This window comes from Brevundimonas sp. (genome assembly GCF_013912065.1).
In the GTDB taxonomy this organism is placed as follows: Bacteria; Pseudomonadota; Alphaproteobacteria; order Caulobacterales; family Caulobacteraceae; genus Brevundimonas.
Genome location: NZ_JACESA010000005.1, coordinates 22,392 through 46,887 on the forward strand (window position 1 = coordinate 22,392; position 24,496 = coordinate 46,887).

Annotated in this window: 24 protein-coding genes and 1 tRNA gene; 7 read left to right on the top strand and 18 right to left on the bottom strand. The window is 67.4% G+C overall.

All coding sequences use genetic code 11. The features are described from left to right. The first annotated feature begins 17 nt into the window (after positions 1-17). Entirely contained in the window at positions 18-1,106 is a 1,089-nt protein-coding gene (gene ugpC, locus H2037_RS05605) for a sn-glycerol-3-phosphate ABC transporter ATP-binding protein UgpC (protein ID WP_292118822.1), read from the top strand. Here ugpC and H2037_RS05610 read toward each other — a convergent pair. Beyond that, entirely contained in the window at positions 1,103-1,459 is a 357-nt protein-coding gene (locus H2037_RS05610) for a phage holin family protein (protein WP_292118823.1), read from the bottom strand. The two genes, ugpC and H2037_RS05610, sit on opposite strands and share 4 nt — an antisense overlap. Positions 1,460-1,570: 111 nt before the next feature. Between H2037_RS05610 and H2037_RS05615 the strand changes: the two genes are divergently transcribed. From H2037_RS05615 to H2037_RS05630, 4 genes are all read left to right on the top strand, one after another. After that, complete coding sequence (locus H2037_RS05615) at positions 1,571-2,011, top strand: HIT family protein (protein ID WP_292118826.1); 441 nt, start codon at positions 1,571-1,573, stop codon at positions 2,009-2,011. A 66-nt stretch (positions 2,012-2,077) separates the two neighbouring features. After that, positions 2,078-2,153 (top strand) — tRNA-Thr (locus tag H2037_RS05620). 131 nt (positions 2,154-2,284) lie between these two features. Further along, positions 2,285-3,379: a Gfo/Idh/MocA family oxidoreductase gene (locus H2037_RS05625; protein WP_292118829.1), complete on the top strand. Its 1,095-nt coding sequence runs from the start codon at positions 2,285-2,287 to the stop codon at positions 3,377-3,379. A 190-nt stretch (positions 3,380-3,569) separates the two neighbouring features. Further along, positions 3,570-4,073, top strand: a complete 504-nt coding sequence (locus H2037_RS05630; RefSeq protein ID WP_292118831.1) for a MarR family transcriptional regulator — start codon at positions 3,570-3,572, stop codon at positions 4,071-4,073. A 46-nt stretch (positions 4,074-4,119) separates the two neighbouring features. Here H2037_RS05630 and H2037_RS05635 read toward each other — a convergent pair whose 3' ends face one another. Continuing rightward, entirely contained in the window at positions 4,120-5,847 is a 1,728-nt protein-coding gene (locus H2037_RS05635; protein WP_365833233.1) for a methyl-accepting chemotaxis protein, read from the bottom strand. A 248-nt stretch (positions 5,848-6,095) separates the two neighbouring features. On the opposite strand from H2037_RS05635, the gene H2037_RS05640 reads away from it, so the two are divergent. Continuing rightward, positions 6,096-7,118 (top strand): SMP-30/gluconolactonase/LRE family protein, encoded by a 1,023-nt coding sequence (locus H2037_RS05640; protein WP_292118841.1) that lies wholly within the window; start codon positions 6,096-6,098, stop codon positions 7,116-7,118. Between the two features lie 22 nt (positions 7,119-7,140). Here the strand turns inward: H2037_RS05640 and gspM are convergent, their stop codons facing one another. The 14 genes from gspM to H2037_RS05710 all read right to left on the bottom strand — a co-directional run bounded on the left by gspM (position 7,141) and on the right by H2037_RS05710 (position 22,684). Continuing rightward, on the bottom strand, positions 7,141-7,614 hold the full coding sequence (gspM, locus tag H2037_RS05645; RefSeq protein ID WP_292118844.1) for a type II secretion system protein GspM: 474 nt from the start codon (positions 7,612-7,614) through the stop codon (positions 7,141-7,143). Continuing rightward, positions 7,611-8,723, bottom strand: coding sequence for a type II secretion system protein GspL (gene gspL / locus H2037_RS05650; RefSeq protein ID WP_292118847.1), 1,113 nt, complete (start codon positions 8,721-8,723; stop codon positions 7,611-7,613). Before gspL ends, gspM begins: the two co-directional genes overlap by 4 nt. Further along, positions 8,720-9,676 (bottom strand): type II secretion system minor pseudopilin GspK, encoded by a 957-nt coding sequence (gene gspK / locus H2037_RS05655; RefSeq protein WP_292118850.1) that lies wholly within the window; start codon positions 9,674-9,676, stop codon positions 8,720-8,722. The genes gspL and gspK overlap by 4 nt, the downstream gene beginning before the upstream one ends. A gap of 26 nt (positions 9,677-9,702) precedes the next feature. After that, entirely contained in the window at positions 9,703-10,317 is a 615-nt protein-coding gene (gspJ, locus tag H2037_RS05660) for a type II secretion system minor pseudopilin GspJ (RefSeq protein WP_292118853.1), read from the bottom strand. Further along, on the bottom strand, positions 10,314-10,691 hold the full coding sequence (gene gspI, locus H2037_RS05665) for a type II secretion system minor pseudopilin GspI (RefSeq protein ID WP_292118856.1): 378 nt from the start codon (positions 10,689-10,691) through the stop codon (positions 10,314-10,316). The genes gspJ and gspI overlap by 4 nt, the downstream gene beginning before the upstream one ends. After that, positions 10,684-11,232, bottom strand: a complete 549-nt coding sequence (locus H2037_RS05670) for a GspH/FimT family pseudopilin (RefSeq protein ID WP_365833240.1) — start codon at positions 11,230-11,232, stop codon at positions 10,684-10,686. Before H2037_RS05670 ends, gspI begins: the two co-directional genes overlap by 8 nt. Beyond that, positions 11,201-11,653 (bottom strand): type II secretion system major pseudopilin GspG, encoded by a 453-nt coding sequence (gspG, locus tag H2037_RS05675; protein WP_292118860.1) that lies wholly within the window; start codon positions 11,651-11,653, stop codon positions 11,201-11,203. The genes H2037_RS05670 and gspG overlap by 32 nt, the downstream gene beginning before the upstream one ends. Positions 11,654-11,664: 11 nt before the next feature. After that, on the bottom strand, positions 11,665-12,873 hold the full coding sequence (gspF, locus tag H2037_RS05680; protein WP_292118863.1) for a type II secretion system inner membrane protein GspF: 1,209 nt from the start codon (positions 12,871-12,873) through the stop codon (positions 11,665-11,667). Next, on the bottom strand, positions 12,873-14,369 hold the full coding sequence (gene gspE, locus H2037_RS05685) for a type II secretion system ATPase GspE (protein WP_292118866.1): 1,497 nt from the start codon (positions 14,367-14,369) through the stop codon (positions 12,873-12,875). Before gspE ends, gspF begins: the two co-directional genes overlap by 1 nt. 4 nt (positions 14,370-14,373) lie before the next feature. Further along, positions 14,374-16,530 (bottom strand): type II secretion system secretin GspD, encoded by a 2,157-nt coding sequence (gene gspD / locus H2037_RS05690; RefSeq protein ID WP_292118870.1) that lies wholly within the window; start codon positions 16,528-16,530, stop codon positions 14,374-14,376. After that, entirely contained in the window at positions 16,527-17,369 is an 843-nt protein-coding gene (locus H2037_RS05695; protein ID WP_292118874.1) for a type II secretion system protein N, read from the bottom strand. Before H2037_RS05695 ends, gspD begins: the two co-directional genes overlap by 4 nt. 194 nt (positions 17,370-17,563) lie before the next feature. Then, complete coding sequence (locus H2037_RS05700; RefSeq protein ID WP_292118877.1) at positions 17,564-20,206, bottom strand: TonB-dependent receptor; 2,643 nt, start codon at positions 20,204-20,206, stop codon at positions 17,564-17,566. A 75-nt stretch (positions 20,207-20,281) separates the two neighbouring features. Then, positions 20,282-21,811: a hypothetical protein gene (locus tag H2037_RS05705; protein WP_292118879.1), complete on the bottom strand. Its 1,530-nt coding sequence runs from the start codon at positions 21,809-21,811 to the stop codon at positions 20,282-20,284. 216 nt (positions 21,812-22,027) lie between these two features. Next, on the bottom strand, positions 22,028-22,684 hold the full coding sequence (locus H2037_RS05710) for a sugar transferase (protein ID WP_292118881.1): 657 nt from the start codon (positions 22,682-22,684) through the stop codon (positions 22,028-22,030). A gap of 126 nt (positions 22,685-22,810) precedes the next feature. Here H2037_RS05710 and H2037_RS05715 point away from each other — a divergent pair, with 126 nt between their 5' ends. Then, the gene (locus tag H2037_RS05715) at positions 22,811-22,987 is read left to right on the top strand and encodes a hypothetical protein (RefSeq protein ID WP_292118885.1); all 177 of its coding nucleotides are present in this window, start codon (positions 22,811-22,813) and stop codon (positions 22,985-22,987) included. On the opposite strand, the gene H2037_RS05720 is transcribed toward H2037_RS05715, so the two are convergent. Together H2037_RS05720 and H2037_RS05725 are read right to left on the bottom strand one after the other, a co-directional pair. Beyond that, positions 22,988-23,515: a hypothetical protein gene (locus tag H2037_RS05720; protein WP_292118887.1), complete on the bottom strand. Its 528-nt coding sequence runs from the start codon at positions 23,513-23,515 to the stop codon at positions 22,988-22,990. After that, on the bottom strand, positions 23,515-24,483 hold the full coding sequence (locus tag H2037_RS05725) for a M20/M25/M40 family metallo-hydrolase (protein ID WP_292118890.1): 969 nt from the start codon (positions 24,481-24,483) through the stop codon (positions 23,515-23,517). The genes H2037_RS05720 and H2037_RS05725 overlap by 1 nt, the downstream gene beginning before the upstream one ends. Positions 24,484-24,496: the final 13 nt, after the last annotated feature.

The window sequence follows — 24,496 nt, forward strand, 5'->3', positions numbered from 1 at the left end:
TTAGGGAAACAGGAAGCATGGCGAACGTCCGTCTGGTCGACGTGAAGAAGGCGTTCGGCGCCGTCGAGGTGCTGAAGGGCGTCGATCTGGAGATCGCCGACGGCGAGTTCGTGGTGTTCGTCGGTCCGTCCGGCTGCGGCAAGTCCACCCTGCTGCGGACCATCGCCGGCCTGGAAGAGGCGACGACGGGCCAGGTCTGGATCGGCGACCGCGCGGTCAACGACCTGTCGCCGTCGGACCGGGGCGTGGCCATGGTGTTCCAGTCCTACGCCCTCTATCCGCACATGACGGCCTACGAAAACATGGCCTTCGGTCTGAAACTGGCGAAGACGGACAAGGCCGAGATCGACCGCCGCGTCCGCGCCGCCGCCGAGGCGCTGAGCATCACCGACTATCTGGACCGCAAGCCCAAGGCCATGTCCGGCGGCCAGCGTCAGCGTGTCGCCATCGGCCGGGCCATCGTGCGCGAGCCCCAGGTCTTCCTGTTCGACGAGCCCCTGTCCAACCTGGACGCGGCCCTGCGGGTGCGGATGCGCTACGAGTTCGCGCGGCTGCACGCCGATCTGAAGACGACGATGATCTATGTCACCCACGACCAGGTCGAGGCCATGACCCTGGCCGACCGGATCGTGGTGCTGAACGGCGGGCGGATCGAACAGGTCGGGGCGCCCATGGACCTGTACCAGCGACCGGCCAATCTGTTCGTCGCCGGCTTCATCGGCAGCCCGAAAATGAATCTGCTGACCGCAGAGATCGTCACGGCTTCGGCGACGGGCGCGACGGTGAAGACGGCGGCCGGCGAGACGATCCGGGCGTCGGTCGACGCCGCCTCGGCCCGGCCCGGCGACCGCGTCGTTCTGGGCGTCCGCCCCGAACATCTGAACCTGTCGGGCGAAGGCGACGCCCTGACGGTCGAGGTCCTGTTCGTCGAGACCCTGGGCGCGGCCACCGTCGCCCACCTGAAACACCCCGCCTCGGAAGAGACGCTGACCGTCCAGCTGCCGGGCGAAATTCGCGCCAGGGCCGGCGAGCAATTGACCCTGCGCGTCCCGGCCGATCAAACCCACCTGTTCGACGCGGAAGGTCGCGCCTTTTCGAGGCTTTAGTCGCGTTTCCGATCGTCGCCGATAAAGGCGCCGGCGACCCAGCTGACCAGACCGGTGACGATGGCCGCCCCCACCCCGGCCCACAGACCGTCGACCGCGAACCCGTCCAGGAACATCGCCGTCAGGCCGATCATGGCCGCGTTCACCACCAGCAGGAACAGGCCCAGGGTCACCACGGTGATCGGGAAGGTCAGGATCACCATGATCGGCCGCACCACGGCGTTGACCAGGCCCAGAATGATCGCTGCGGCGATCAGCGAAGCGTTGCTGCTGAACCCGACCCCTGGCACGACCTGGGCCGACAGCCACAGACCGATCATGGTGACGACGGCCTGGATGATGAAACGGATCATGATGTCCTCGACGCGGTTGAAGCGTCACCATAACGCGACATGTCGGCAAAGGCTCCCCTAGGTCTTCTTCGGCTGCTAATCGGAATCCCGACACCGATATGGAGCATGCAGATGAGCCTTCACGGCGCCTACGACCCCGACAATATCTTCGCCAAGATCCTGCGCGACGAAATCCCCTCCGTCAGGGTGTGGGAGGACGAACATATTCTGGCCTTCATGGATGTCTTTCCCCAGTCGGACGGCCATGTGCTGATCATCGCCAAACAGTCCCAGGCCCGGAACCTGCTGGAGGTCGAGCCCGAGGTCCTGGCCCGGATGACCACGGCCCTGCAGCGCATCGCCCAGGCCGTCGAGAGGGCGCTGAAGCCCGAGGGCATCTCGGTCATGCAGTTCAACGGCGACGCGGGCGGTCAGACCGTCTTCCATCTGCATTTCCACATCATCCCCCGCTGGGCCGACCGGCCGATGAAGGGACACGGCCAGGCGCCCATGGCCGAGGTCGCGACCCTGAAGCCCCTGGCCGACCGGATCGCGGCGGAACTGGCCGCATAAGGGTCGAACCGTCTTGCACACGGCCCGATCCGTCCGCATAAGGCGCGCCTGTCTAGTGTGGACGGGGCCGGTTTAGCTCAGTTGGTAGAGCGCCAGTTTTGTAAACTGGATGTCGCGGGTTCGATTCCTGCAACCGGCACCACCTCCCTATGGCGCGCGCTTCGGGTGCGACAGGATGATGGCTTGCCGTCGGCGGGAAAACAGCTCTGTATCCAGAGGCGCCCGGCGGCTATCGCGTCGGAACGGACATCCCACTGAAGCGAGCGGACGGTCATGAAGCCCACGCGCCGATTTCTGATGCAGTTTGGCGCGGCCGCGGCCGGCCTTGCGCCCGCCTCTCGTCTGGCGGCCTCGGCGCCGGATCGACGACTGGGATACGCCATCGTCGGCCTGGGCGGCTATGCGGACGTCATATTGCCGCGCTTCGCCGAATGCACGCATTCGCGGGTCGCCGCCCTCGTCAGCGGCTCGCCCGAGAAGGCGCGACGATACGCCGAACGCTACGGCGTGCCGCAGAGCGGCCTGTACGACTATCGGACCTTCGACCGGATCCGCGACAACCCGGACGTCGACATCGTCTATGTGATCCTGCCCAACGGCCTGCACCACGAGTACACCCTGCGGGCCGCCGCCGCCGGAAAACATGTCCTGTGCGAAAAGCCGATGGCCAATACGGCGGCCGAGGCGGAAGCCATGATCGCCGCCTGCCGGGCCGCCGACCGCAAGCTGATGATCGGCTATCGCTGCCATTTCGAAGCCGCCAATCGCGAGGCGATGCGGATCGTCCGGGCTGGCGAAATCGGCAGGCCGCGCGTGGTCACGGCCGAGCACGGCTTCAATATCGGCGACCCCGCCCAGTGGCGGCTGGACCGCGCCTTGGCCGGCGGCGGTTCGCTGATGGACATCGGCATCTACAGCCTGCAGGCGGCGCGGTATCTGACGGGCGAGGAGCCGACGCAGGTGGTGGCGATGGAATCCACCGACCGTTCGGATCCCCGGTTCAAGACGGTGGAAGACACCATCAACTTCCAGCTCCGCTTCCCCTCCGGCGCCGTGGCCAACTGCGTGTCCTCCTATGGTTCGCATCACAACCGCTATCGGGTCGTGGGTACGGAGGGCTGGATCGACGCCGAGCCGGGCACGGCCTATTCCGGCAACAGGCTGCGACGGCTGAAGGATTGGCGGGCCGAGGATCATCCCGTCCCCGAGGCGCCCCAGAACCAGTTTTCGGCCCAGTTGGATCATCTTTCCCAATGCGTCATGACCGGCGCCGAGCCCATCGTGGCCGGCGAAGAAGGTCTCAGGGACATGCGGATCATCGAGGCCATCTACCGGTCCGCTCGCGAAGAGCGCGCCGTTTCGCTCTGACCCTTCCCGTCTGTGGCGCTCGACCGGTGGATCGCGCCGGACGCCCGCGCCACTGCGGACAATGCGTATTGTGGCGTCCGGATTTCCGTGAACTCTGTTTTATAAACTGGGAAACGCGACAATGGGATGTGGCCCCGAATCTGCCGCCTGCGGCGAACGGTTTGTCCCGGCTAGCGCAGAGGGTGAGGAGATGCGCTCTGGCCCCGCCGAATGGAGTTCCAAGTCCAGGGAAATCGACGAACGTCGCGAACTCGGCAACACCCTGGCGCTGACAGTCGCCATTCTGGCGCGACGCTGGGCCGCCTGCCTGGACGAGGTCCTGGCGGAGACGGGGCTCACTGTTGGTCAGCTCGGCGTACTGACTATTCTGAAGGATCAGAGAGCGGGCCTCACCCAAAGAGAGGCTGCGGATCAGCTGGCGGTTTCGGAAGCGGTCATGTCGACACGCACAGCCGCGCTTCTTTCGGGAGGCTTCATCGACCGACAGCCCCTGCTGGGGGATCGCCGCGCCCACCTGCTCCAGATCACCGAAGAGGGGCGGCAGGCGCTTGAGGTCGGTTCCACCTGCCTGGTTTGCGTGCACGAACGCATAATGGAATCTGTGCCGACCCAGGACCTGTTGACCGCCTTGGCGGTGCTGTCCCGGATCGGCGCCGCCATCGAGGCGCCCGCCTGCGCCGCGCGACAGGCCTGACGGGCGTCCATAACGCCGAGTGACGGGGAATAATCTCTGGCCGCGGTCAGAACTCTTCCCAGTCCGGCTCGTCCTGAAGGGCTTGAACCCGCCCGCCGCCCACGGCCGCCAGTTGAACCGGACGCCTTCTTGGGGGCGGCGCAGAACCCGTCGAGGCGGAAGCGGAGCCGAGACGGAACCGCCCGATCATCGCGGTCAGATTCTCTGTCTCTTGACGAAGCGAATGCGAGGCGGCCGTGGACTCCTCGACCATGGCGGCGTTCTGCTGAGTGACCTGATCCATCTGGTTCACAGCCGTGTTCACCTCGTTCAGGCCTGTCGACTGTTCGCTCGCCGAGGTGGCGATGTCGGTGATCAGACCGTCGATCTCGGCGACGCGGTCCACGATGACGGACAGGGCCTGACTGGTCTCGCCGACCAGCTTGACCCCCTTGTTGACCTGTGTGGTGCTGCTGGCGATCAGCCCCTTGATCTCCTTGGCGGCTTCGGCGGAGCGTTGGGCCAGGGCCCGCACCTCGGATGCGACCACGGCGAAACCGCGTCCCGCATCGCCCGCCCGCGCCGCTTCCACCCCGGCGTTCAGGGCCAGCAGATTGGTCTGGAAGGCGATCTCGTCGATGACGCCGATGATCTGGTTGATCTCCACCGAGGACCGCTCGATTTCGGACATGGCGCCGATCGCCTCGTCCATCACGGAGCCGGAGCGTTCCGCGTCTCCTCTGGCGGTCGCGGCCACCGTCGCGGCCTGCTGGGCGTTGGTCGCGCTGCGGTTGACGGTGGCGGTCAGTTGATCGAGCGCGGCGGCGGTTTCTTCCAGGCTGGCCGCCTGCTGCTCCGTCCGTCGCGAAAGATCATCCGAGGCGGTGCCGATTTCGTCGGCGCCGGCGCGGATGGCGCCGGCCGTGGAACCGACGCTGCTCATAGTGGTCTGAAGGGTTTCGACGGCCGCGTTGAAATCGGTGCGCAGCTTGTCGAGCTCTGGAATGAAGGACTTGGTGATGCGCTGTTCCAGGTCGCCGTCCGCCAGGGCCGTCAGAGCATCGCCGATTTCCTGGACAGCCTCGACCCGACGAGTGACGTCCGTTGCGAACTTCACGACCTTGGCCACCTTGCCGTCCGGCCCCACGATGGGATTGTAGGCGCCCTGGATCGTGACGCGTCCGCCGTCCTTCTTGACCCGGGCGAATTCACCGGACTGGAACCGACCCTCGGTCAGACTCTGCCAGAACTGGCGGTAGGCCTCGCTGTCGCGATAACTGGCTTCCGTGAAGATCGCGTGTTTGCGACCCACGATCTCCTCGAGGCCATATCCCATAGCCTCCAGGAACCGTTGATTGGCGTGAACGATGGTCCCGTCCAGCTTGAATTCGATCATCGCCTGGGACTGGCCGATGGCTTCGATCTGGGCGGCGAAATCCTCGCTCGCCAGACGGTGGCGCGCATCCGCCCATTCGACGACGAACCCAGCCGGTTTGCCGCCCCGTCGCAAGGGGCTGACGAGCAGATCGAAGGTGCGAGTTCCGACACGAATCGTCGCGGCGTGGGGCTTGGTCAGAGCCGCCAGCATGTTGCGCTGATGGGACGGGTTCTTGTGAAAGACGTCGATATTGCTGCCGATCAGACGGGCGGCGCTGAAGTTCGGCAGTTCCGACCGCAAGTCCGCCTCTGCCTCATTGAGCAAGTCTCGGACTGACGGGTTCATATAGGTGATGTTCAGGTCCTTGTCCGCCAACATGACATTGGTTCGCAAGGCCTCCATTGCCGTCTCGAGCATTGCCGATGACGACCGCTTTTCTCTTCCTAACACAAGTCCCTCCGCCTTTGTCTGGACGCCCCTTACTGTTGCTAAACCACATCTGTTAAACCCTGCCTTCGAGATGCTCAGGCCCCGAACCTCTGCAAATAGGGCGCGCGATAAAGCCGGATCGACGTGGCGCGGACGACACCCTATTCTCGTGTCGGCTGCGTCGGCGGAAGGTCCGCTGGCGATTGGCGTCTGACCGCCGTTTCTGGAGATCCGCCTTGCCCCTTTCCCGTCGCCTTGTTCTCGCCGGAAGTCTTGCTGGCGTCGTCAGCCATTCCACGCTCGCCATCGCGGGATCACCCAAGAGCCATCCGGAAACCGGCGTCATCCGCCTGGACCCTGCGCTCGACCGGTTGATTGCGCCTGATGCCCAACCGGAGACCCTGGCGGCCGGATTCACCTGGTCGGAAGGTCCGGTGTGGATCGCGGACGGGGGCTATCTGCTGTTCAGCGACGTGCCGGAAAACCGCATCCATCGCTGGTCCCGGGCGGACGGCGTCTCGGTCTTCATGGACCCGTCGGGATATGACGGCCCCGACGCCTCCGGTTTCCGCGAGCCGGGATCGAACGGCTTGATCGCCGGGCCGCAGGGGTCGATCCTGATGGCTGATCACGGGAACCGGGCCATCGCCCGCGTCGATCTGGCTTCCCGGACCAAGACCCTGCTGGCCGGCCGCTATGAAGGCGCGCGGTTCAACTCGCCCAATGACCTGATCCAGGCGTCGAACGGGGCGATCTTCTTCACGGACCCGCCCTATGGCCTCAAGGACATGGACCAGTCGCCGCTGAAAGAGATGGCGCAGAACGGGGTCTATCGCCTCGATCCGAACGGGGACGTCACCCTGTTGGTGGACGATCTGACCTTCCCCAACGGCGTCGCCCTGTCGCCCGATCAGCGCACCCTCTATGTCGCCGTGTCCGATCCCGCACGGCCGGTGCTGATGGCCTATGACCTCGACGCCGAGGGCCTTGCGCGGGACGGGCGGGTGTTCAAGGACTTCGCCAGCCTGACGGGACCGTCCATGCCGGGCCTGCCGGACGGGCTGGCGGTCGATGTCGAGGGCCATCTGTTCGCGACCGGACCGGGCGGCGTTCATGTGCTGGCGCCGGACGGCCGCGCCCTGGGCCGTATCGACACCGGCGGCGCGGCGGCCAACTGCGCCTTCGGCGAGGACGGCCGCACCCTGTTCATCACCGCCGGCGACCGGCTGCTGCGGCTGCGGACCCTCACGCGCGGATAAGGCGCGTCCTCAGCCGGGAGCCTCAGGACGCGGGAGCCAGCGCGCCTTCCAGGCTGATGGTGGCGTCGGCGTTCTCGACGACGTTCAGGGTGGTCGCCTCGACCTTGCGGTCATGAAGGGCGGCCAGCCAGCCGAAGGCGGCGGTGCTGGACACATTGGTCAGGCTGAAACCCAGGCCGCCGTCGGCCGACATCCCCATGACCGGCGTCAGCCCGGTCACCCCGCCGACCTCGGCCACCACGGCCGAGACATCGACGCCGCCGGCCGCAGGATCGCCGCTGGACAGACGCCCGGTCGCCTTCTGGACCATGGCCAGATCGGCCTCGGCGACGGCGCGCGCCTCGGCCGCCTCGGCCCGCCAGCCCCAGGCCGGACGCACGATCAGCAGCCAGACCAGGACGGCGGCGATGGCCAGGGCCATGACCATCAACATGCGCCGCTCGCGCAGGGTGCGGCCCTCCCACCAGGCGGCGGCTTGAGACATCAGGCCGTTCATGCGGCGCCTCCCACGATGACTTCGCTGACGACCCGGCCGCCATCCTCAACGGTCGAGGCGTCGGACAGGGACAGCCCGGACCCGGCCAGGGCGGTGCGGATGGTCTCCAGATCCGAGAAGGCCGGATAGCTGAGGGTCGCGCGGACCCCCTGGCCCGGGTCGGCCGTCAGACTGTCCAATTCGGCGCCCTCGACCTGTTCCACGGCGGCGAACAGGGCGGCCGAGACCGTGGCCAGACCGCCGGGCGGCGGGGCGACGGCCAGCATCCGCCGCGCCTCCTCCACCGGGTCGGCGGCGCGCGCGGCCTCGGGCAGGGCCTGTTCGATCAAGGCCAGAGTCTGGCGTTCGGCGCGGTCGGCGGCGACCTGATCGCGCGCACCCGCCGCCAGGGTCAGGATCAGGGGCGAGACCACCAGGGCCGCGGCCAGTCCCGCCGCCAATCGCCAACTCCCGGTCCGGGCCTCGCGCTTGCGCTCCAGACCGGACAGAAGATCGACGGCCGGGGCCGAGGCGGCGGCCGCCAGCAACCGTTCCATGGTTTCGGCGTCGTCCATGCGGTGCAATGTTCGCCCGTCGGCGACGACCTCGACCAGATCGCCCTGAACCGTGGCCGCGAAATCCACGCCGCGCAGACCCATGTCGGCGCCGAAGACGGCGGCGTTCAGCCCCTCCCCGTCCGGCGCCGGCAGCACCAGACAGTCGGGCACGACGGCGACGGGCGTGACGCCCAGGGCGGCGAGATAGTCGATCCAGGCTTCCAGCAGGCCCGCGCTGACGGCCGCGACCAGACGCGGAGCCTCGCCCTCGGCGCCTCGAACGACGGGACCGACGGCGACCACTGTGCGGTCGGGATCGCCCGCGAGATCCTCCTTCAAGGCCCAACGGGCGGCCGCGCGAACCTGTGCTCCGCCGCCGACCGGCAAATTCAGCCAGCGCACCAGGATGTCGGCGCCCGGCGCGACGGCGACGGTGCGGACATCGGGCGTCGTGACGGGATCTTCCATCAGCAGCGATCCACGCTGAAGCACCCGTCCTCCCGCGTCGAAGGTCACGAAGGGCGCCGGCATCGAGGCGGCCGGAGGGATGATGACGATACGGGTCTGGCTCATTCTTCGGGGGTCCAGCGGCGGATGACGGTGCGCACGCCGCCGTCCGATGCGGCGTGGAGCAAGGCGGTGCGGACGGCATGGGCGCCGCCGTAGTCGATATCGACCCGAAGATCGAAATAGCGCGTCAGCAGAGTGGTTTGTGCGCGTGTTTCATCATCGGATGTGAAGGCTTTCAACGCCGGCTGATCCCAGAAGGCGTCGATGCTGGACCAGCCCAGAGCCGGACGCGCCGCGATGGCGGCGCGGGCCGTCTGCAGCCCGATCGCCCCATCGCTCAGCATCACCAGGAAGGGCGCCTGGGCCGGCGCCAGGGTGTTGACGTTCAAGGCCGCCTGGGCGGTCGTGGGCAGGGCGCAGACATAGGGGCGCAGCCGGCGATACAGTTCCGCGTCTATACTGGCCACCGCCCGCATCTCGCTGACGTCGGCCAGCATGACGCCGCCGGTGCGATAGGGGGTGGTCAGGCCGGCGTAGCGGGCGTCCTCGCCGCCGTTCGGCTGGCTCTCGGCGTCTTCGTCCATCCAGTCGGTCAGGGCGGCGGCGGCGGCGGTCATCCGCGTCCGGGACAGGCCCAGCGCCTGGCCGAGAGCGATGAACTGGGCCGTGCCCTCGGGACGGGCGAACAGGTCCTCGCCCTGGCCATAGACCAGGGAGTTCAGGTTGAAACAGGCCTGACCGTCCGTGACGACGGCGCGAATGGCGCCCTCTTCCACCGGAAACTCCATCACCCGACCGTTCCAGCGCGGCTCGATCGGGGTGCGGGCGGGGTCGGCCTTCAGCAGATCGGCGATCTGGCGCCGGGCCAGGCTTTCGGCCCCAGCGGCGTACCACTGAGCCTGGGCCTGGGTTTCGCCATTGGTGGTGCGGCGAACGGAGAAGCGGACGTCGTCCAGTATGGCCACCGCCACGACCGCCATCACCGCCACCAGCAGCAGGACGGTCAACAGGGCCATGCCCTCGCGTCTTCGCCGCATCCTCCTCATGCGGATGCGACCAGGAACAGCTGATCCAGGCGGCCGACGCCGTCCAGGGTCATGACGATGCGGACGGCGTCCGGCAGGGGCCGATCGCTGGAGGCGATGAAGGCCTGGGCCTCGGACCCGTTCTGGATGAAGGTCACGGCGGCGTCCTTGACCCCGCGATAGAGAACCTGCGGCGGCCCGGCGCGGGCGCCGTCCAGATAGGGCGAGACGCGCCGCTCCAGCCGATCCTCGACCACCCGGTATTCGACCCGCTGCAGCGACGGCCGGCTCGCGCCCTCGGGATTGGACCAACCGTTGCGGACCAGGATCAGGATCGGATCGCCCGGCGTCTCCTGCCCCATCAGGGCGCGCGGCAGGGGTCGGCCCGTGGGTGCGCGTGTGCGACGCGGCGCGGCCTGGGCCAGGTCGGCCTTCAGCAGGGCGCGCATCCGTTGCAGATCGCCGATCCGGTCGGTCTCGGCGCGGACGGCGAACCGGGTGTCGATCGTCTGGCTCAGCACCAGGGCGCCGGCCCCGGCCAGGACGGCGAAGATGGCCAGGGACACCAGGACCTCGACCAGGGTGAAACCCGCCCGGCCGGCGCCCCCACCGCTGCGCCGCGACGCCCTCATGCCCCGGCCGACCGGAACAGGACACGGTCCGCCACCTGGCCGTCGTCGGTCGAGACGCGCACGTCGATCCGCCCCATGCCGGGGACTTCCGTCCCTGTGACGACGCGCCGCCAGCGCCAGACGCGGCCGGCCATCTGGGTCTCGCCCGAGGTCTCGCCGACCGGCAGGCTCTGCGCGATCATGGCCTCGGCGGCGACATTCTCGGCCACCACCCCGCCCAGGGTGCGTTCCTCGAGACGCACCGCCGAACGCGTGCTCTCGCCCGACAGGTTCAGCAGGGCCATGGCCGCCAGGGCGAATACCGCCAGGGCGACCAGCATCTCGATCAGGGTGAAGCCAGCCGAGCGCGCTTTCGGACCACGACGATCAATCATGGATCGCCACCTCGCCCGCGCCGTCGACCACGACCGTGCGGGATGTATTGTCGCGCGTCAGACGCACCTGGGCGGGATCGGCGACGCCGGTGGGGTCGAAGACGACGCGCAAGGGCTCGCGTGGCGGAACGACGCCCTCGCCCCAGGTCCGCGCGACGAAGACGCCGTTCAAGGGGGTCCATTCCACGCCGTCGAAGCTTGAAAATCCATAGCCGGACGCGTCCACATCCGCCGCCACCGACCGGTTCGTCAGGATCGCCTCTTCGCGCGCGCGCGACAGGCGGGCGGCGAACTGTTCCGCTTCCAGACCCACGGCCGGACGCGGGTCGGGCATGGACAGAACCACGGCCCCGGCCGCCAGCCCGATCACCGCGATGGTGACCATCAGTTCGACCAGGGTGAAGCCTGATCTTCTTTTTGCACTACCGCTCGCCGCGCGGCGGCTCGCTGTTTGAGCGCCGTTTGTCGCGCTACCGCTCGCCGCGCGGCGGCTCGCTGTTTGAGCGCAGTCAGCCCTGCCAGTTGCCGAGGTCCGCGTCATTGCCCTCGCCCCCTTCCTTGCCGTCCGCTCCCAGGGAGAAGACGTCGAACTGCTGACCGTGGGTGCTCTGGCGACGATAGCGATAGGGGTTGCCCCACGGATCTTCCGGCAGGCGACGCACATAGCCGCCCTGGCGGTAGCGTTCGGGTTGGGCCAGGCCGGCGGGCGCCGAGACCAGGGCCTGCAGCCCCTGCTGGTCCGTCGGGAAGTTCAGATTATCGAGGCGATAGGTCTCGATCGCCTGTTCCAGCACCGAGATGTCCGCCTTGGCCTTGCCGACCATGGCCCGGTCCTGGCTGGGCAGGACATTGAGGGCGACCACGGTGGCCAACAGGCCGATGATGACGATGACCACCATCAGCTCGACCAGGGTGAAACCTTGACGCTTCAGACGTTTGGCGCGGTTTTCTGCAGTAATCATGACACTTCCCTTCACCCCATCGCCAGGGTGTTGATCTGAAGAATGGGCAGCAGGATCGACAGGACGATCATCGCCACGACCCCGCCCATCACCACAATGATGGCAGGCTCGAGCAGACTCAACATCACGGCGGTGAAGGTCGAGAACTCGCGTTCCAGATAGTCGGCGGCCCGTTCCAGCATCGGCTCCAGCCGCCCGCTGCTCTCGCCCGAGGCGGTCATATAGACCAGCAGCGGCGGGAAGACGTCGGCGCGGCGCATGGCGGCCGACAGACCCCCGCCCTCGCGCACCGCCTCGGCCATGGCCTCGGTCGCGCGCCGCAGCGCCATGTTGGACACGGTGCGGGCGGTGATGGTCAGACCCTCCAGCACCGGCAGGCCGGCGGCGATCATCGTCGATAATGTCCGGGCCATTCGGGCGCCGTGCAGATCGCGCGTCAGCCGGCCGATCACCGGCAATTTCAGCATCGCCTGGTCGATCCGCAGCCGCACCTCGGGCCGACGCCGCGCGACCACCCCGGCGACCACCAGACCGGCCAGCGCCAGCAGGATCAACCAGCCCCAGTTTCGCATCAGATCCGACACCCCGATCACCATCCGCGTCAGCAGCGGCAGGGTCTGGTTCATGCTCTCGAACTGATCGACCACCTTGGGCACGACAAAGGTCATCAGGATCGCGATGACGCCGAAGGCCACCATGGCGAGAACGCTAGGATAGACCACGGCGGTGATCACCTTGCCGCGCACCTGCTGATCCCGCTCCAGCCCGTCGGCCAGCCGTTCCAGGATGGGCTGTAACGCGCCCGACTGTTCGCCGGCCGAGACCATGGCGCGATACAGGGGCGGAAAGGCCTGGCCCTGCAGAGACATGGCGTCGGACAGGCGACGCCCTTCCATGACGCCCGCATGGACGCCCTCCAGCACACGTCTGACGACGGGCCGGTCAGCCTGCAGCGCCAGGGTGCGCAGCGCCTCCTCGATCGGCGCGACCGAAATCAGCGTGGCCAGCTGGCGCGTGGTCAGGGCCAGGGTCTTGGAATTCAATCGACCACCCTTGGCCGTCCGTTCGCCGCGCGGCGCGATGCGCGCGGGCGTCAGTTCCAGCGGCATCAGCTTGCGACGCGTCAGCTGATCCCGCGCCTTCGCCTCGTCCGCTGCGGTCACGGCCCCGGACACGGTGCGTCCGACGGCGTCGACGGCGACATAGTCGAAGGCCGCCATCAGGCCGCCTCAACCGAATCGGATGCGGTCTCCTGCCGAGCCACGCGCACCGCCTCCTCGACCGAGGTGACGCCTTCCAGAACCAGGGTCCGGGCGCGGTCGGTCAGGGTTCCACCGGCGCCGAAGGCGGCGGCGACCAGGGCGTCCTCGTCCGCCTCGGCCGCGATCAGCCGGCGCACGCGGTCGTCGATCTTCAGCACCTCGTACAGACCCACCCGCCCCACATAGCCCGTATTGCCGCAATGGGCGCAGCCGTGCGGACGCCAGACCCGGATGCCCGCCTTGGCCCCGATCAGTTTGGCGGTCGGCTTGTCGGCGATCTCGGGCGTGCGGCAATGTTCGCACAGACGGCGCACCAGCCGCTGGGCCACGATCAGCCGCAGGGTCGAGGCCAGAAGGAAGGGCTCCACCCCCATGTCGCGCAGCCGGGTCACCGCCCCCGCCGCGTCATTGGTGTGGACCGTGGACAGGACCAGGTGGCCGGTCAAGGCGGCCTGAACCGCGACCCCGGCCGTCTCGACGTCGCGGATTTCGCCCACCATCACCACGTCCGGGTCCTGGCGCAGAATGGCGCGCAGACCGGCGGCGAAGGTCATGCCGACCTTGGTGTTGACCTGGGTCTGGCCCACGCCGTCGATGGCGTATTCGACCGGATCCTCGACGGTCAGAATATTGCGGGTCTGGTCGTTCAGCAGAGACAGGCCGGCATAGAGGCTGGTGGTCTTGCCCGAGCCGGTCGGGCCGGTGACCAGAATGATGCCGTTCGGCTCGGCCAGGGCCGCGCGGAAGGCCGCCAGGGCGTCCGGCGCCATGCCCAGCCGATCCAGCGTCAGACCGGCCTGATCCTTGTCGAGGATCCGCAGCACCACCCGCTCGCCGCCGCGCGACGGCAGGGTCGAGACCCGCACGTCCAGCGTCTTGCCGCCCAGGGCCAGGGGGATGCGCCCATCCTGCGGCACCCGCTTCTCGGCGATGTCGAGCCGGGCCATGACCTTGATCCGCGACACCAGCAGCGGGGCGATGCGCGGGTTCAGGCTCAGGGCCTCGCGCAGCACCCCGTCGATCCGCATCCGCACCAGCAGCGCGCTCTCATAGGTTTCCAGGTGGATGTCGGACGCGCCGGTCCGCACCGCCTCGGCGATGATCCCGTTGATCAGGCGGATGACCGGAGCATCGTCGGCCGTGTCCAGCAGGTCCGCCGCCGCCGGAATGTCGTCGATCAGACTGTCCAGACCGGCCGGCATGTCCAGATCGTCGCCATCGGTCGCCGCCAGATGATCCCCGGCGTAGATTTCGGACAATTGCCGGTCGAAGGCGGCCTGACCCAGCGGCTCGACGACCAGGGGCCGACCCAGCACCCGACGCGCCTCGATCAGGGCCCTGGGGTCCGCCCCCTCGCGCAATCCCACCCGCGCCACATCGCCCGCGTCCAGCAGCAGGACGCCGTGTCGTTTGGCGAATCCATAGGGCAGGCTGGGACTGACCAGGGTGATCATCGGATCAGTTTCCGGTCGGCGGCAGGGGCGCGGTCTCGACCGGGGCCACGGGCGCCGTGACGCCGGTCGGCGCGATCACCAGGGGTTGGCCCGTCGCCGGGGCGGCCGGCGCCTGGGTCCGCATGTAGTCGCGCACCAGGGCGTCCAGACTGGGTTCGCGATCCGGCTGCACCGCCTGCTGCTGGTCGCGCATATAGCCCCAGCGGTCGGCGGCCAGGCCCTGGGCCTCTTCGCGGGTGCGGATGATGGTGGGACGCAGGAAGACCATCAGATTGGTGCGGCCGCGCTGGCGGCTGTTCGAGCGGAACAGGGCGCCGACGCCGGGGATGTCGCCCAGGCCGGGGATCTTGTCCGTCTGGATGATGTCGTTCTGGTCCAGCAACCCCCCGGCGACCGCGATGTCGCCGTCGTCGACCACCAGGGTCGTCTGCAGCTCCCGCTTGTCCAGCACCAGGTCCGTGGCGCTGCTGGTCAGCCCGCCGTTGATGGCCGAAACCTCCTGGCGCAGCGTCAGGGTGATGGAGCCCCCGGCGTTGATCTGGGGCTTGACCGTCAGCCGCACGCCGATGTCCTTGCGGTCTGTCGTGGTGAACGGGTTGGAATTGCCGTCCAGTAGGGTCTGGCCCGTGGTGATCGGCACCTCCTGTCCGACCAGGAAGGTGGCCTCTTCGTTGTCCAGCGTCATGATCGACGGCGTCTGGAGCAGGTTGGACCCCGCGTCGGTCTTGGCCGCATTGATGATGAAGCCGAACAGGCCGTCGCCGACCTCGAACCCGCCGCCGCCGACAAAGCCGTTGGCGCCCACCAGGCTGTTCAAGGCCAGGTTCTGCAACTGTTCGCGCAGCGGGTCGTCCTCGTCCAGCTGCCCCGCATAGGCGCCGCCGGCGATATTCACCAGAGGCGTCGCACTGTTGGTATAATTGGTCAGGCCCACGCCGTTCTCGCCGCCGTAAAGCCACTGGACCCCCAGTTCGCGCACGGCGTTGTCGCTCAGTTCGACGACGATGGCCTCGATCAACACCTGCTGGCGGCGCACGTCCAGCCGACGGATGACATCGGCCAGGGTCCGCTGCATGTCGGCCGGGCCGGCGATGACCAGGGCGTTGGCGCCGGGGAAGCGGGCGATGGTGGCGCGCTGTCCGGTGGCGGTGACGGTGGACGACCCTATGGCGCCGCCGTCCGTGTCTCCGCCGCCCAGGCTCGAGGCGGTGCGCGACAGGCCGCTGGACGCACCGGCCGTCGAACCGGTCTGGGCGGTCCGCAAGGATTGGCTCGCGTTCGTCGAGGTCGTGACCGGCTGGCCCACCACCTGTTGCAGCACCGGCAGCAGCTGTTCGGCGTTGGCGTGTTCCAGGAAGACGACATTGACGTCCTGGTTCGCCCGCGAACGGCCGTCCAGATCGTGGATCAGCCCCCGCACGCGGGCCAGGGCCTGGCCGTCGCCGCGCAGGACGATGGAGTTGGAGCTCTCGACCGGCGTGACGGTGACCATCCCCTGCCCGCCGCCGCCCGGCGTCGCCATGACCTGTTGCAGCACACCGGCGATCTCGCGCGCCGAGGCGTTTTCCAGGGCCACGACCTCGTAGCTCGAGCGATCGACGTCGATACGGGCGATCAAGGCGCGAATACGGGCCAGATTGTCGGCGAAATCCGCGACGACCACGCTGTTGGCGCCGGGATTGGCCAGAACCTGGCCCTGGGCGCCGACCAGGGGGCGGATGGTCTCGGCGGCCGAGGCGGCCTCGATGTTGCGCAGCTGGAAGACTTCGGTCGAGAACCGTTCGACGCCGACGGTCGATGGGCCCTGGGCGGCGCCCTGGGCCGGGCTGATGCGATAGGCGCCCGACTGGGTCGGCGTCACCACCAGGCCATTGGCGCGCAGGGTCGACAGGAAGACCTCGAACAGCTGGGCGCGGCCCAGCGGCCGGTCGCTGGTCACCGTCACCGTGCCGGTCACGGCCGGATCGACGATGAAGGTGCGGCCGGTGGTCCGGGCCACGTCCTGGATGAAGGCGCGAATATCGGCGCCCTGGACGTTCAGGGTCTGGCGGGCTTCCTGGGCCAGAACCGGTGCGGCGGACAACGGCCCCTGCAGGGCCAGGACGGCGGCGAGGGCCCCGACGCCGGAACGCAGCAGGCGGTGGCGCGGAGAGGCGGTCATGGGCGCGTCCTTATCGTGGTGGTGCGCGTCTCGCCCGCGCGTTCATACTGGATTTCGGCGGACGGGGCGCTGGCCAGCTGGCCGCGCAGGGCGCCGATCGCTTGCGGGCTGTTCAGCGCCACGCCGTTGACCGACAGAATGACGTCGCCGGCCTGCAGACCGGCGCTGCGCAGCTCCGACGCATTGCCCGCCGAGGAGACGGTGAAACCGTTGACGCCCAGGCCCTGGAGGCGCGGACGCAGCGAGGCCTGGGCCATCAGTCTTTGCGGATCGACTACGGCGCCCTGGCCCGTGGCGGTGGTCGGCGACGGGGTGACGACCTGGGGCGTCGAAGGCGGCGGCGGGGGCGCTGCGGCGCCGGCCGGCGCGTCCGCGAACTCCAGACGGCTCAGCGACTGGTCTCGGGCCAGGGTGACGAAGTCGGGTCCGACGCTCTGCAGGATCAGGCCGGGCTCGACCTCCTCGCCGACGCCGACCGAGATCTGGCGTCCGTCCGGCAGGCCTATGATGGCGGACCCGCCGCCCACGCCGCCCGCGCGGACGCCGAACAAACGCATCTGACTGGCTTCCGCGCCGGAGGCTCCGGCCAGGGCGCCGGGCGCGCCCGTACGGAAGAAGGCGTCGAAACGCGATAGAATGCTCAGGTCCACAGGGCCTGTCGGCGTCGCGACGGCGACCGCCTCAGTCTGGGGCCGAGGCCCGGCGAACAGCCAGACCAGCCGACCCGCCTGCACCAGCAGCAACAGAACCAGGACCCCTTCGAGGATCCGGCGCAGAGGGAGGCGTCGTATCGCCTGGGCCGAAGCCGGCAGGCTGAAATTGCGGAATGCAGCGATCACGACGCCATGCCCGTCCCGGCCCCGACGGCCATTGCGCGATCTAGACGAACCGTCCGTATGCGGGCCGCACGGATGTGTGAAGACATGAAGAACATGTTGTGACACTTGCGCGCTATGCGGATCATTTATCTAGAACGAAAACGACCGGGAGGCCAAGGGCCGCCCGGTCGCGAAGTCGTCGCCTGTTTCTGAAATCAGAAGCGGGCGGTCAGGCTGATCGAGGCGCTCTGACCCAGGTCATAGTTGTTGACGCGGATCTTGTTGCCCAGTTCCTGATACTCGTCGAAGTCGGTGCCGAGCAGGTTCCGCAGTTCCAGGGCCATGCCCATGTCGCGGTTCATGACGGTGAAGTCCTTCCGATAGACGAAGTCGAGGAAGACACCCGGTTCCTGGATGAAATCGGGTTCGCGGCTGGAGCCGTTGCCGGCCCCGCGCGCCGTGATGCGGTCGCTCACATAGTTGACGATGATCGTCGCTTGCGACCGGGCCGTGTCGTCTTCCCAGCCCAGTTGCAGGTTGGCGACATGCTCGGACTGGCCTTGCAGACGGCTGCCGTCCTGGATGAAGAAGGACGCCTGTTCCGGCGTACCGGCGCCGCCCAGCGTCAGGACGGTGTCGTCATCGCCGACTTCGACCTCGGAGTCCGAGTAGGTGTAGTTGGCCTGCACCAGCCAACGCTTGTTGGAGATGAAGGACATGCTCTGGTCGGGGAACTCGAAATACTTCTTCACCTCGACCTCGGCGCCCATGATGGTGGCCTTGGGCGCGTTCAGGAAGGATTGCTGACGCTGGTTGCCGACATCGACGATGACGGCTTCCACCGGCTTGTCCAGGTCCTTGTAGAAGACGCCGGCGGTGATGAACTGCTGGCGAGCGAAGTACCATTCGTACCGCGCGTCGAGGTTCAGCAGTTCGGTGTCGACCAGATAGGGGTTGCCGATGAAGATGCGGTCGCTTTCCGGATCCGTATAGGCCTGAGGGGCCAGTTCACGGAACTGGGGACGACCGATTGTCTTGGATGCGCCGAACCGCAGTTGCTGATCCTCGGCGAAGTTCCAGGTCGCCGTGAACGACGGCAGCCAGTACTGTTCGTCGATCTCGGTCGCCTCGTAAGGTGCGGCGCCGCCGAACAGGTCGCGCGGCGTGACGCTCTGTTGACCGTCTTCGAAACGAACGCCGACCGTGGTGCGAACCAGCGGGATGATTTCCGCATCGACCATGGCGTATGCGGCGTTGACCTGAAGCTCGGCGTCATAGGCGTTGGCGCCGTTGGTGCCGGCGATCTCGCGCAACTGAAGCGTCGTCGGATTGATGTTGTAATCCGAGAACAGATAGTCGATGCGCGAATGACGCTGGCTGTCCGTCAGGCCGTTGACGGCCTCGAACTGCAGGTCGTGGCGCGAAGCATCGCGGTTGTTGTCGAACGAAGCCACGCCGGCGCTGATGATGGCTTCCCGGGCCGACGAGAGCGGCAGGGTGTAGGCCACGTCCAGGCCGCCGGAGACGATGTCGTCGTCCAGTTCGCTGAACGAGATCAGATTGCCCTGGACGTTGTGGATATATTCGCCGTCCGCATCCACGCCATACTGGAAGCGCGATTCATACGGCGCGTCACGCGAGGTCTTGGCATAGGCGGCTCGCCAGTCGATTTCGAGCGCACCGTCCATGAACTGATGTTCGCCGGCCAGCTGGCTGCTGAACAGTTGGCGCACGTACCATTCGGTGTAGTCGTTGCGGATCACGCTGCCGCCGGCGTCGAAGTCAGGCCCCGCGACCGTCCGGGCCCGCTTGGTGGTGTTGCGGACGTAGAAGTTGGTCCACTTGACCTCATGGTCGGCGTTCGACAGCGACAGACCGCCGAGGAAGTTCAGGCGGATGTCGTTCTGGTTCGATTCCACGTCGTAGGTGGAGACGGGCACCAGGACGTCGCCCTGGAACTGACCTTCTTCCTGGACGCCGCGACGGGCGCGCCAGCTGTTGTCATAGCCCGCGACCGCGACCAGGCCCAGGGTGCCGAACCCCGTGTCCTGCGAGAAGCCGCCGGCCAGTTCCAGACCACCGTCGATCGGGGTCTTTTCACTCTGCAGCAGGCGCAACGGCGCATTGACCAGAGACTGACCCATGGTCTGGAGTTGGTCCGCAGTGAAGTTGGCGCTGTTGATCTGCTTGCCTTGGTCAAAGGCGATGCGGACTGCGCCCGGAACTTCGCGCGTGTCGTCGTCGAAACCGGTGAAGTCGGTGCGCGATCCGTAATAGATCAGGCTTTCCTTGCCGGTCGACTCGGTGTTGCCGCCCAGCGAAAGCTTCATGTTGAAGAAGGGCTGGTTCGGAGCGTCGATCGTGTGCAGATCGATCACGCCGCCGCCGAATTCGCCGGGGAAATCGGCCGAATAGGTCTTCTGAACCGTCACGCCTTCCAGGATGCTGGAGGGGAAGAGGTCCAGGGGAACGACGCGCTGCAGCGGCTCGGGGCTGGGCAGGGGCGAGCCGTTCAGAAGGGCCGAGGAATAGCGCTCGCCCAAGCCGCGAACATAGATGAACCGTCCTTCGACGATCGACAGGCCGGTGACGCGGGTCAGGGCGGCGGCGGCGTTGCTGTCGCCGGTGCGCTCCAGATCCTCGGAGGTCAGGAAGGCCGCGACCTCGGAGCTCTCGCGGTTGGGTTCGGGAATATAGCGGCCCAAGACGACGATTTCGCCGACGTCCGCAGGCTGTTCCTCGACCTGTTCGGCCGGGGTTTGCGCCGTCGGCGCGGTCTGGGCGAACGCCAGGTTCGGCGCAATCAGCGCGCTGCTGGCGAGAAGGACCCCGCTCAGGGTCAGAGTAAGTCTATTCATGGTCTGCGCCTTGAAGGGGTCAGGAAACGCGAAGAACCGGCGGCGACCTCATGGTCGCCGCCGGCGCAGTCATCGTCAGCAGGTGGAGCCGGCGGTCAGGCCGCAGGTCCAGCCCTGCCACCAGGTGTCGGACGCATTCTGGACGGCGCCGATGTAGGTGGTGTTGGTGAAGAACGAATAGACCGAGTTCGCGTTGACCGGGGTCACGGCGTTTTCGTTCGCGCCGTTGATGAAGGCCAGGTTCTGGTTGGTGATCGTCGTGCCCGTGGCCGGAGCGGTCAGGGTCGAGGTTCCCGCCGCCGTGACATTGGTGTTGCGGGCATTGGTGAACACCGCCGTCGAGCGAGCGACGTTGGCAGGACGGTAGGAGATCGCGCAGGACATGAAGATCGAACGCAGCGACGGCGTCGAACCGCTGTCGAAGCTCGTCTGCGTGTCGGCGTCGGCGATGTCGAAGCAGCCGGCGAGCGAACCCGCTGTCGCGGTGGCGACGATGTTGATCAGGTTCGGGTTGGTGCCGGTGTCGAAGTGCATGACCGTGTGGGCGTCGGTCGGCGAGTTACGGCCGACCAGGGTCCAGTTGGCGATCTTCGGCTGCGACAGGTAGCGCGTGGCATAGGGGGTCCCGGCCGGAGCGGACGAGAACTCGAAGCCGGCCGAACGGCTGGTGGCGTTCGGAGCGCGCTGGGTCACGATGCCGAACTGGGCGCCGCCGCGCCAGCCGGTGTCGGTGTCCAGGCCGTCGTCGTCGGCGCCGTTGATGACGATGTACTTCAGGTTGGCGTTGCCGCCGAAGATTTCGATGCCGTCGTCCGAGCTGTTGTACGACTGGATATATTCCAGGGTCGTGCCCGAGCCGACGCCGGCCAGGGTCAGGGCCTGAAGCTCGTTGCCGGTCGAGATTTCAAAGCCTGAGTATTTGATCTGGACATAGCGGATGCGGCCGGAGTTGTCGGTCGCCGTATTGCCGCCGAAGAAGGCGTTGGTGCCTTCGACCTGGCCGGTGCAGGTGACCGGGGCGGTCAGCTGGCAGTTGGCCTGGGGCGCGCGGCCCGCGAGGACGATCCCGCCCCACTGACCTTGCGAGTTCAGCGTGGTCGTGCCTTCGACGTCCTGACGGCTGGTGAAGATGATCGGGTTGGTCGCCGTGCCTTCGGCGTAGATTTGCGAGCCACGGTTAACCAGCAGATAGTCGCCGCCGCTCGAGGCGAAGATCTTGACGCCCGGCTCGACGGTCAGGATGCCCTGCGTCCCGGTCGTCGAGGCCGGATCGATGCCGCGGTCGGTGCCGACTTCGGTACGGCCGCTGATCGAGTAGATGGTGCCGGCGCGAACGGCCAGGGTCAGGTTGCCCAGAACCTGTTGCGGCAGCTGGCAGACGCGCAGGGTGTTGTTGGCGATGGTGCCTACGTTCGACAGACCCGTCGGGCAATCCGTGGCGGGGGTGCCGGGCGTGGGCGTGGTGGGCGTGGTCGGCGTCGTCGGCGTGGTGCCGCCGAAATCGCCCTCGCCGGGAGAAGCCACCTCGGCGGAGCCGCAGGCGGCGAGCGCGAGGGCGCTGGCCGCCGTCACGAGAAGGGTCTTGATCTGAAGGCCGGTCATCATCAGTCCACCATGTCTGGTCAAAGAGCTACGACAGGGGACGCCCGAGCCCATGCCCGGCCGCTAAGACGTGATCGTCCCTCCTGCCCGGCTGCATTCATTAGGGAAGCCGTGTGACGGTGCATGCGCCTGGACATGAAGGTTAGGCGGAGCTTTTACGTAGCTAACGTTTCCGTTGCGCAACGTTTCGTCTGTCATCTGACTATCTCGACATCCGCCCTAGTGGACGCCTTCCCGTGTCAGGACGGCTGGAACTGTCCGCGCCAGCAGAACCAGATAGGTCCGGACGGTCAGGTTTCGCACCAGCCAGACGTCCATGGCGACGCGGCGCGGATAGGGGATGTCGTTCCGTCCCGACACCTGCCAGAGCCCGGTCAGCCCCGGCCGAACGGCGCGATATGCGGCGAAATGACGGCCGTAGAGCGCGATCTCGTCCTCGACGATCGGGCGCGGCCCGACCAGCGACATGTCGCCCTTCAGGACATTTATGAGCTGCGGCAGTTCATCGAGACTGGAGAGGCGAAGGAAACGTCCGAGACGGGTCACGCGCGGATCCTGACGCAGCTTGCGCCGCTCGATCCACTCTTGATCGATCAGTTCCGGCAATCGGGCCTGGGCGTCGACGGTCATGGATCTGAATTTCAGACAGGCGAACGGTCGCCCGCCCCTCCCGACCCTTTCATGGCGAAACAGAGACGGCCCACCGTCCTGAAGCTTCACCGCCACGGCGATCATGAGAAGGGTTGGAAAGAAGAAGATCAGGCCGCCGAGCGCGACGACCACGTCCATAAACCGAATAAGCCCGCCCGTGATCGACGCCGCCTGAGCCTGCCCGTCACTGCCCGTGCGATGCAGCACAGCCGCCACAGTCGTCATGTCTCGCCCCCCGACAAGGCGGACTATCTGTTAAGGTTGTAAAATAATCAACCCAAAGGCGCAGGCCGGTGTGAATGCGGTTTTGAACGCGGTTGACCAGGAGCTTCACCTATCATAGGTTGCATAGTGACCTCTAATGACCGCAAAACGCGCCGCCATCCCGCCCTGCGGCTGATCGAGAAGACACCGGCCGAACCCCGATGGTCCGGCCGTCGGTCGGTGCTGGCGAGCGTCGGACTGGGGGCGGTCCTGTGGGTGATCGTGGCGGGGGCGGCGTGGCTGGCCGCACGGGCCCTGGGCTGATCAGTCGCCGTTCCACCAGCCCAGGCTGAAGGGGATACGCTCGCCCCTCACGGTCACGGCGCCGGTGATCACCGGCGTCCGATCCCCGAGATTGCGGCGAGCGGTGGCCAGGGCGCCCTGGTCGATGCGGGCGTCCAGCGTCGCGTCCTCGCTCTCGGAACTCCCCGTGGCCGGCCCGGCGACCAGATGCAGGCTGTCGTCGGTCAGGTCATAGGCGCGCGGCGTCAGCTGAATCCGGCCCTCCGGTCCCGACACGACGAGGATCAACGGTGCGGCGTCGCGGCGTCCAGCCTCCCAGGCGTCGAACGCCTCGGCCTGACCGATAAACAGGCTTTCGACCCGCCAGGCCCCGGAGGTTTCGGCGACCGGTCGATAGTCCCCGGAAACGTCGCCGCTCAGCCGATGACGGAAGCGGGCCTCGGCGGCAGGCTGCGTCTGGGACGGAGCCGGCCCCTTCGATGCCTCGCGTCGTTCACACGCGGCCAGGGCGGCCAGACAGATCAGGGCCGGGATCAGAAACCGGCGCATCAGCGATCCAGCGTCCGGTCCAGGGCGTGGAAGCCGGCGATGGCCAGTTCCGTCGCGGATATGAAGACCTCCGGCTTGATCCGGTCGAAGTCGTCGCTGGGGCGGTGATAATCCGGATGATAGTCGACGCCCATATAGAGGAAGGGCACGCCGGCCTCGTGAAAGGCGCCGTGATCCGAGGCCGAGACCCAGTTGTCCGGGCCCATGTCCTGGGGCGTATCCTTGCCGAAGGCGAAGCTGACCGGGCCGACGGCGGGTACGGGCTCCAGGATCGGCCGGAACTGCGGATGCTGATAGGTCCCCGTGACCCACAGACGGCCGTCGGTCTCGGCCCGCGCCGTCATGTCGAAATTCAGGTTCAGGGTGATGGCCGACAGGGGCATGGGCGGCGCCTTGACGAATTCGCGCGCGCCCAGCAGGCCGCGCTCCTCGCCGTCGAAAGCGACCAGCAGCACGCTGTGCTCCGGCGCCTGGGCCTTCAGCCGCCGGGCCAGTTCCAGCATGGTCGCCACGCCCGAGGCGTTGTCGTCGGCGCCGTTGTAGATCTGACCGTCGCGCGTTCCGACGTGATCATAATGGGCGCTGACCACTATATAACGGTCCGCCACGCGCGTTCCGGGGATCAGACCCAGGATGTTGGCGCCGCGGAAGGTCGTCGGCCCCTCCGGCGACCGCCCGGTCGCCTCGAACGGCTGCAGCCGGCCGAACGGCGCAGGCGCCACGCCCAGGGCCTCGAGCCGACCGACGATATAGGCCCGCGCCCGCTCCCCGCCCGGACTTCCGGTGCTACGTCCCTCCATGTCGTCGGCCGAGAGGATCCGGACGTCGTCCAGCAACTGATCATAGGCGGCGGACGGAACGGCTGCCGGCGGAGGCGACGGCATCGGCTGGACGCAGCCTGCCAGGACGAGGGACACGGCGACGACAGCGCCATGAAGCATAAGGGATCGGACGGCGAGGTGCGGCATAGGCGACTCCGGA

Coding starts and splice junctions, on each gene's coding strand:
- gspK (WP_292118850.1), bottom strand. CDS start 9,676: ATGGCCCTGTTGACCGTCCTGCTGCTGGTGGCGGTGATGGCGGTCGTG.
- gspF (WP_292118863.1), bottom strand. CDS start 12,873: ATGGCGGCCTTCGACTATGTCGCCGTCGACGCCGTCGGACGCACCGTG.
- gspD (WP_292118870.1), bottom strand. CDS start 16,530: ATGACCGCCTCTCCGCGCCACCGCCTGCTGCGTTCCGGCGTCGGGGCC.
- H2037_RS05710 (WP_292118881.1), bottom strand. CDS start 22,684: ATGACGACTGTGGCGGCTGTGCTGCATCGCACGGGCAGTGACGGGCAG.
- H2037_RS05635 (WP_365833233.1), bottom strand. CDS start 5,847: ATGCTCGAGACGGCAATGGAGGCCTTGCGAACCAATGTCATGTTGGCG.
- ugpC (WP_292118822.1), top strand. CDS start 18: ATGGCGAACGTCCGTCTGGTCGACGTGAAGAAGGCGTTCGGCGCCGTC.
- H2037_RS05670 (WP_365833240.1), bottom strand. CDS start 11,232: ATGACGCGGACCTCGGCAACTGGCAGGGCTGACTGCGCTCAAACAGCG.
- gspG (WP_292118860.1), bottom strand. CDS start 11,653: ATGATTACTGCAGAAAACCGCGCCAAACGTCTGAAGCGTCAAGGTTTC.
- H2037_RS05615 (WP_292118826.1), top strand. CDS start 1,571: ATGAGCCTTCACGGCGCCTACGACCCCGACAATATCTTCGCCAAGATC.
- gspL (WP_292118847.1), bottom strand. CDS start 8,723: ATGAGCCAGACCCGTATCGTCATCATCCCTCCGGCCGCCTCGATGCCG.
- gspJ (WP_292118853.1), bottom strand. CDS start 10,317: ATGAGGGCGTCGCGGCGCAGCGGTGGGGGCGCCGGCCGGGCGGGTTTC.
- H2037_RS05720 (WP_292118887.1), bottom strand. CDS start 23,515: ATGCGCCGGTTTCTGATCCCGGCCCTGATCTGTCTGGCCGCCCTGGCC.
- H2037_RS05610 (WP_292118823.1), bottom strand. CDS start 1,459: ATGATCCGTTTCATCATCCAGGCCGTCGTCACCATGATCGGTCTGTGG.
- H2037_RS05700 (WP_292118877.1), bottom strand. CDS start 20,206: ATGAATAGACTTACTCTGACCCTGAGCGGGGTCCTTCTCGCCAGCAGC.
- H2037_RS05725 (WP_292118890.1), bottom strand. CDS start 24,483: ATGCCGCACCTCGCCGTCCGATCCCTTATGCTTCATGGCGCTGTCGTC.
- H2037_RS05630 (WP_292118831.1), top strand. CDS start 3,570: ATGCGCTCTGGCCCCGCCGAATGGAGTTCCAAGTCCAGGGAAATCGAC.
- H2037_RS05625 (WP_292118829.1), top strand. CDS start 2,285: ATGAAGCCCACGCGCCGATTTCTGATGCAGTTTGGCGCGGCCGCGGCC.
- gspI (WP_292118856.1), bottom strand. CDS start 10,691: ATGATTGATCGTCGTGGTCCGAAAGCGCGCTCGGCTGGCTTCACCCTG.
- gspM (WP_292118844.1), bottom strand. CDS start 7,614: ATGAACGGCCTGATGTCTCAAGCCGCCGCCTGGTGGGAGGGCCGCACC.
- gspE (WP_292118866.1), bottom strand. CDS start 14,369: ATGATCACCCTGGTCAGTCCCAGCCTGCCCTATGGATTCGCCAAACGA.
- H2037_RS05705 (WP_292118879.1), bottom strand. CDS start 21,811: ATGATGACCGGCCTTCAGATCAAGACCCTTCTCGTGACGGCGGCCAGC.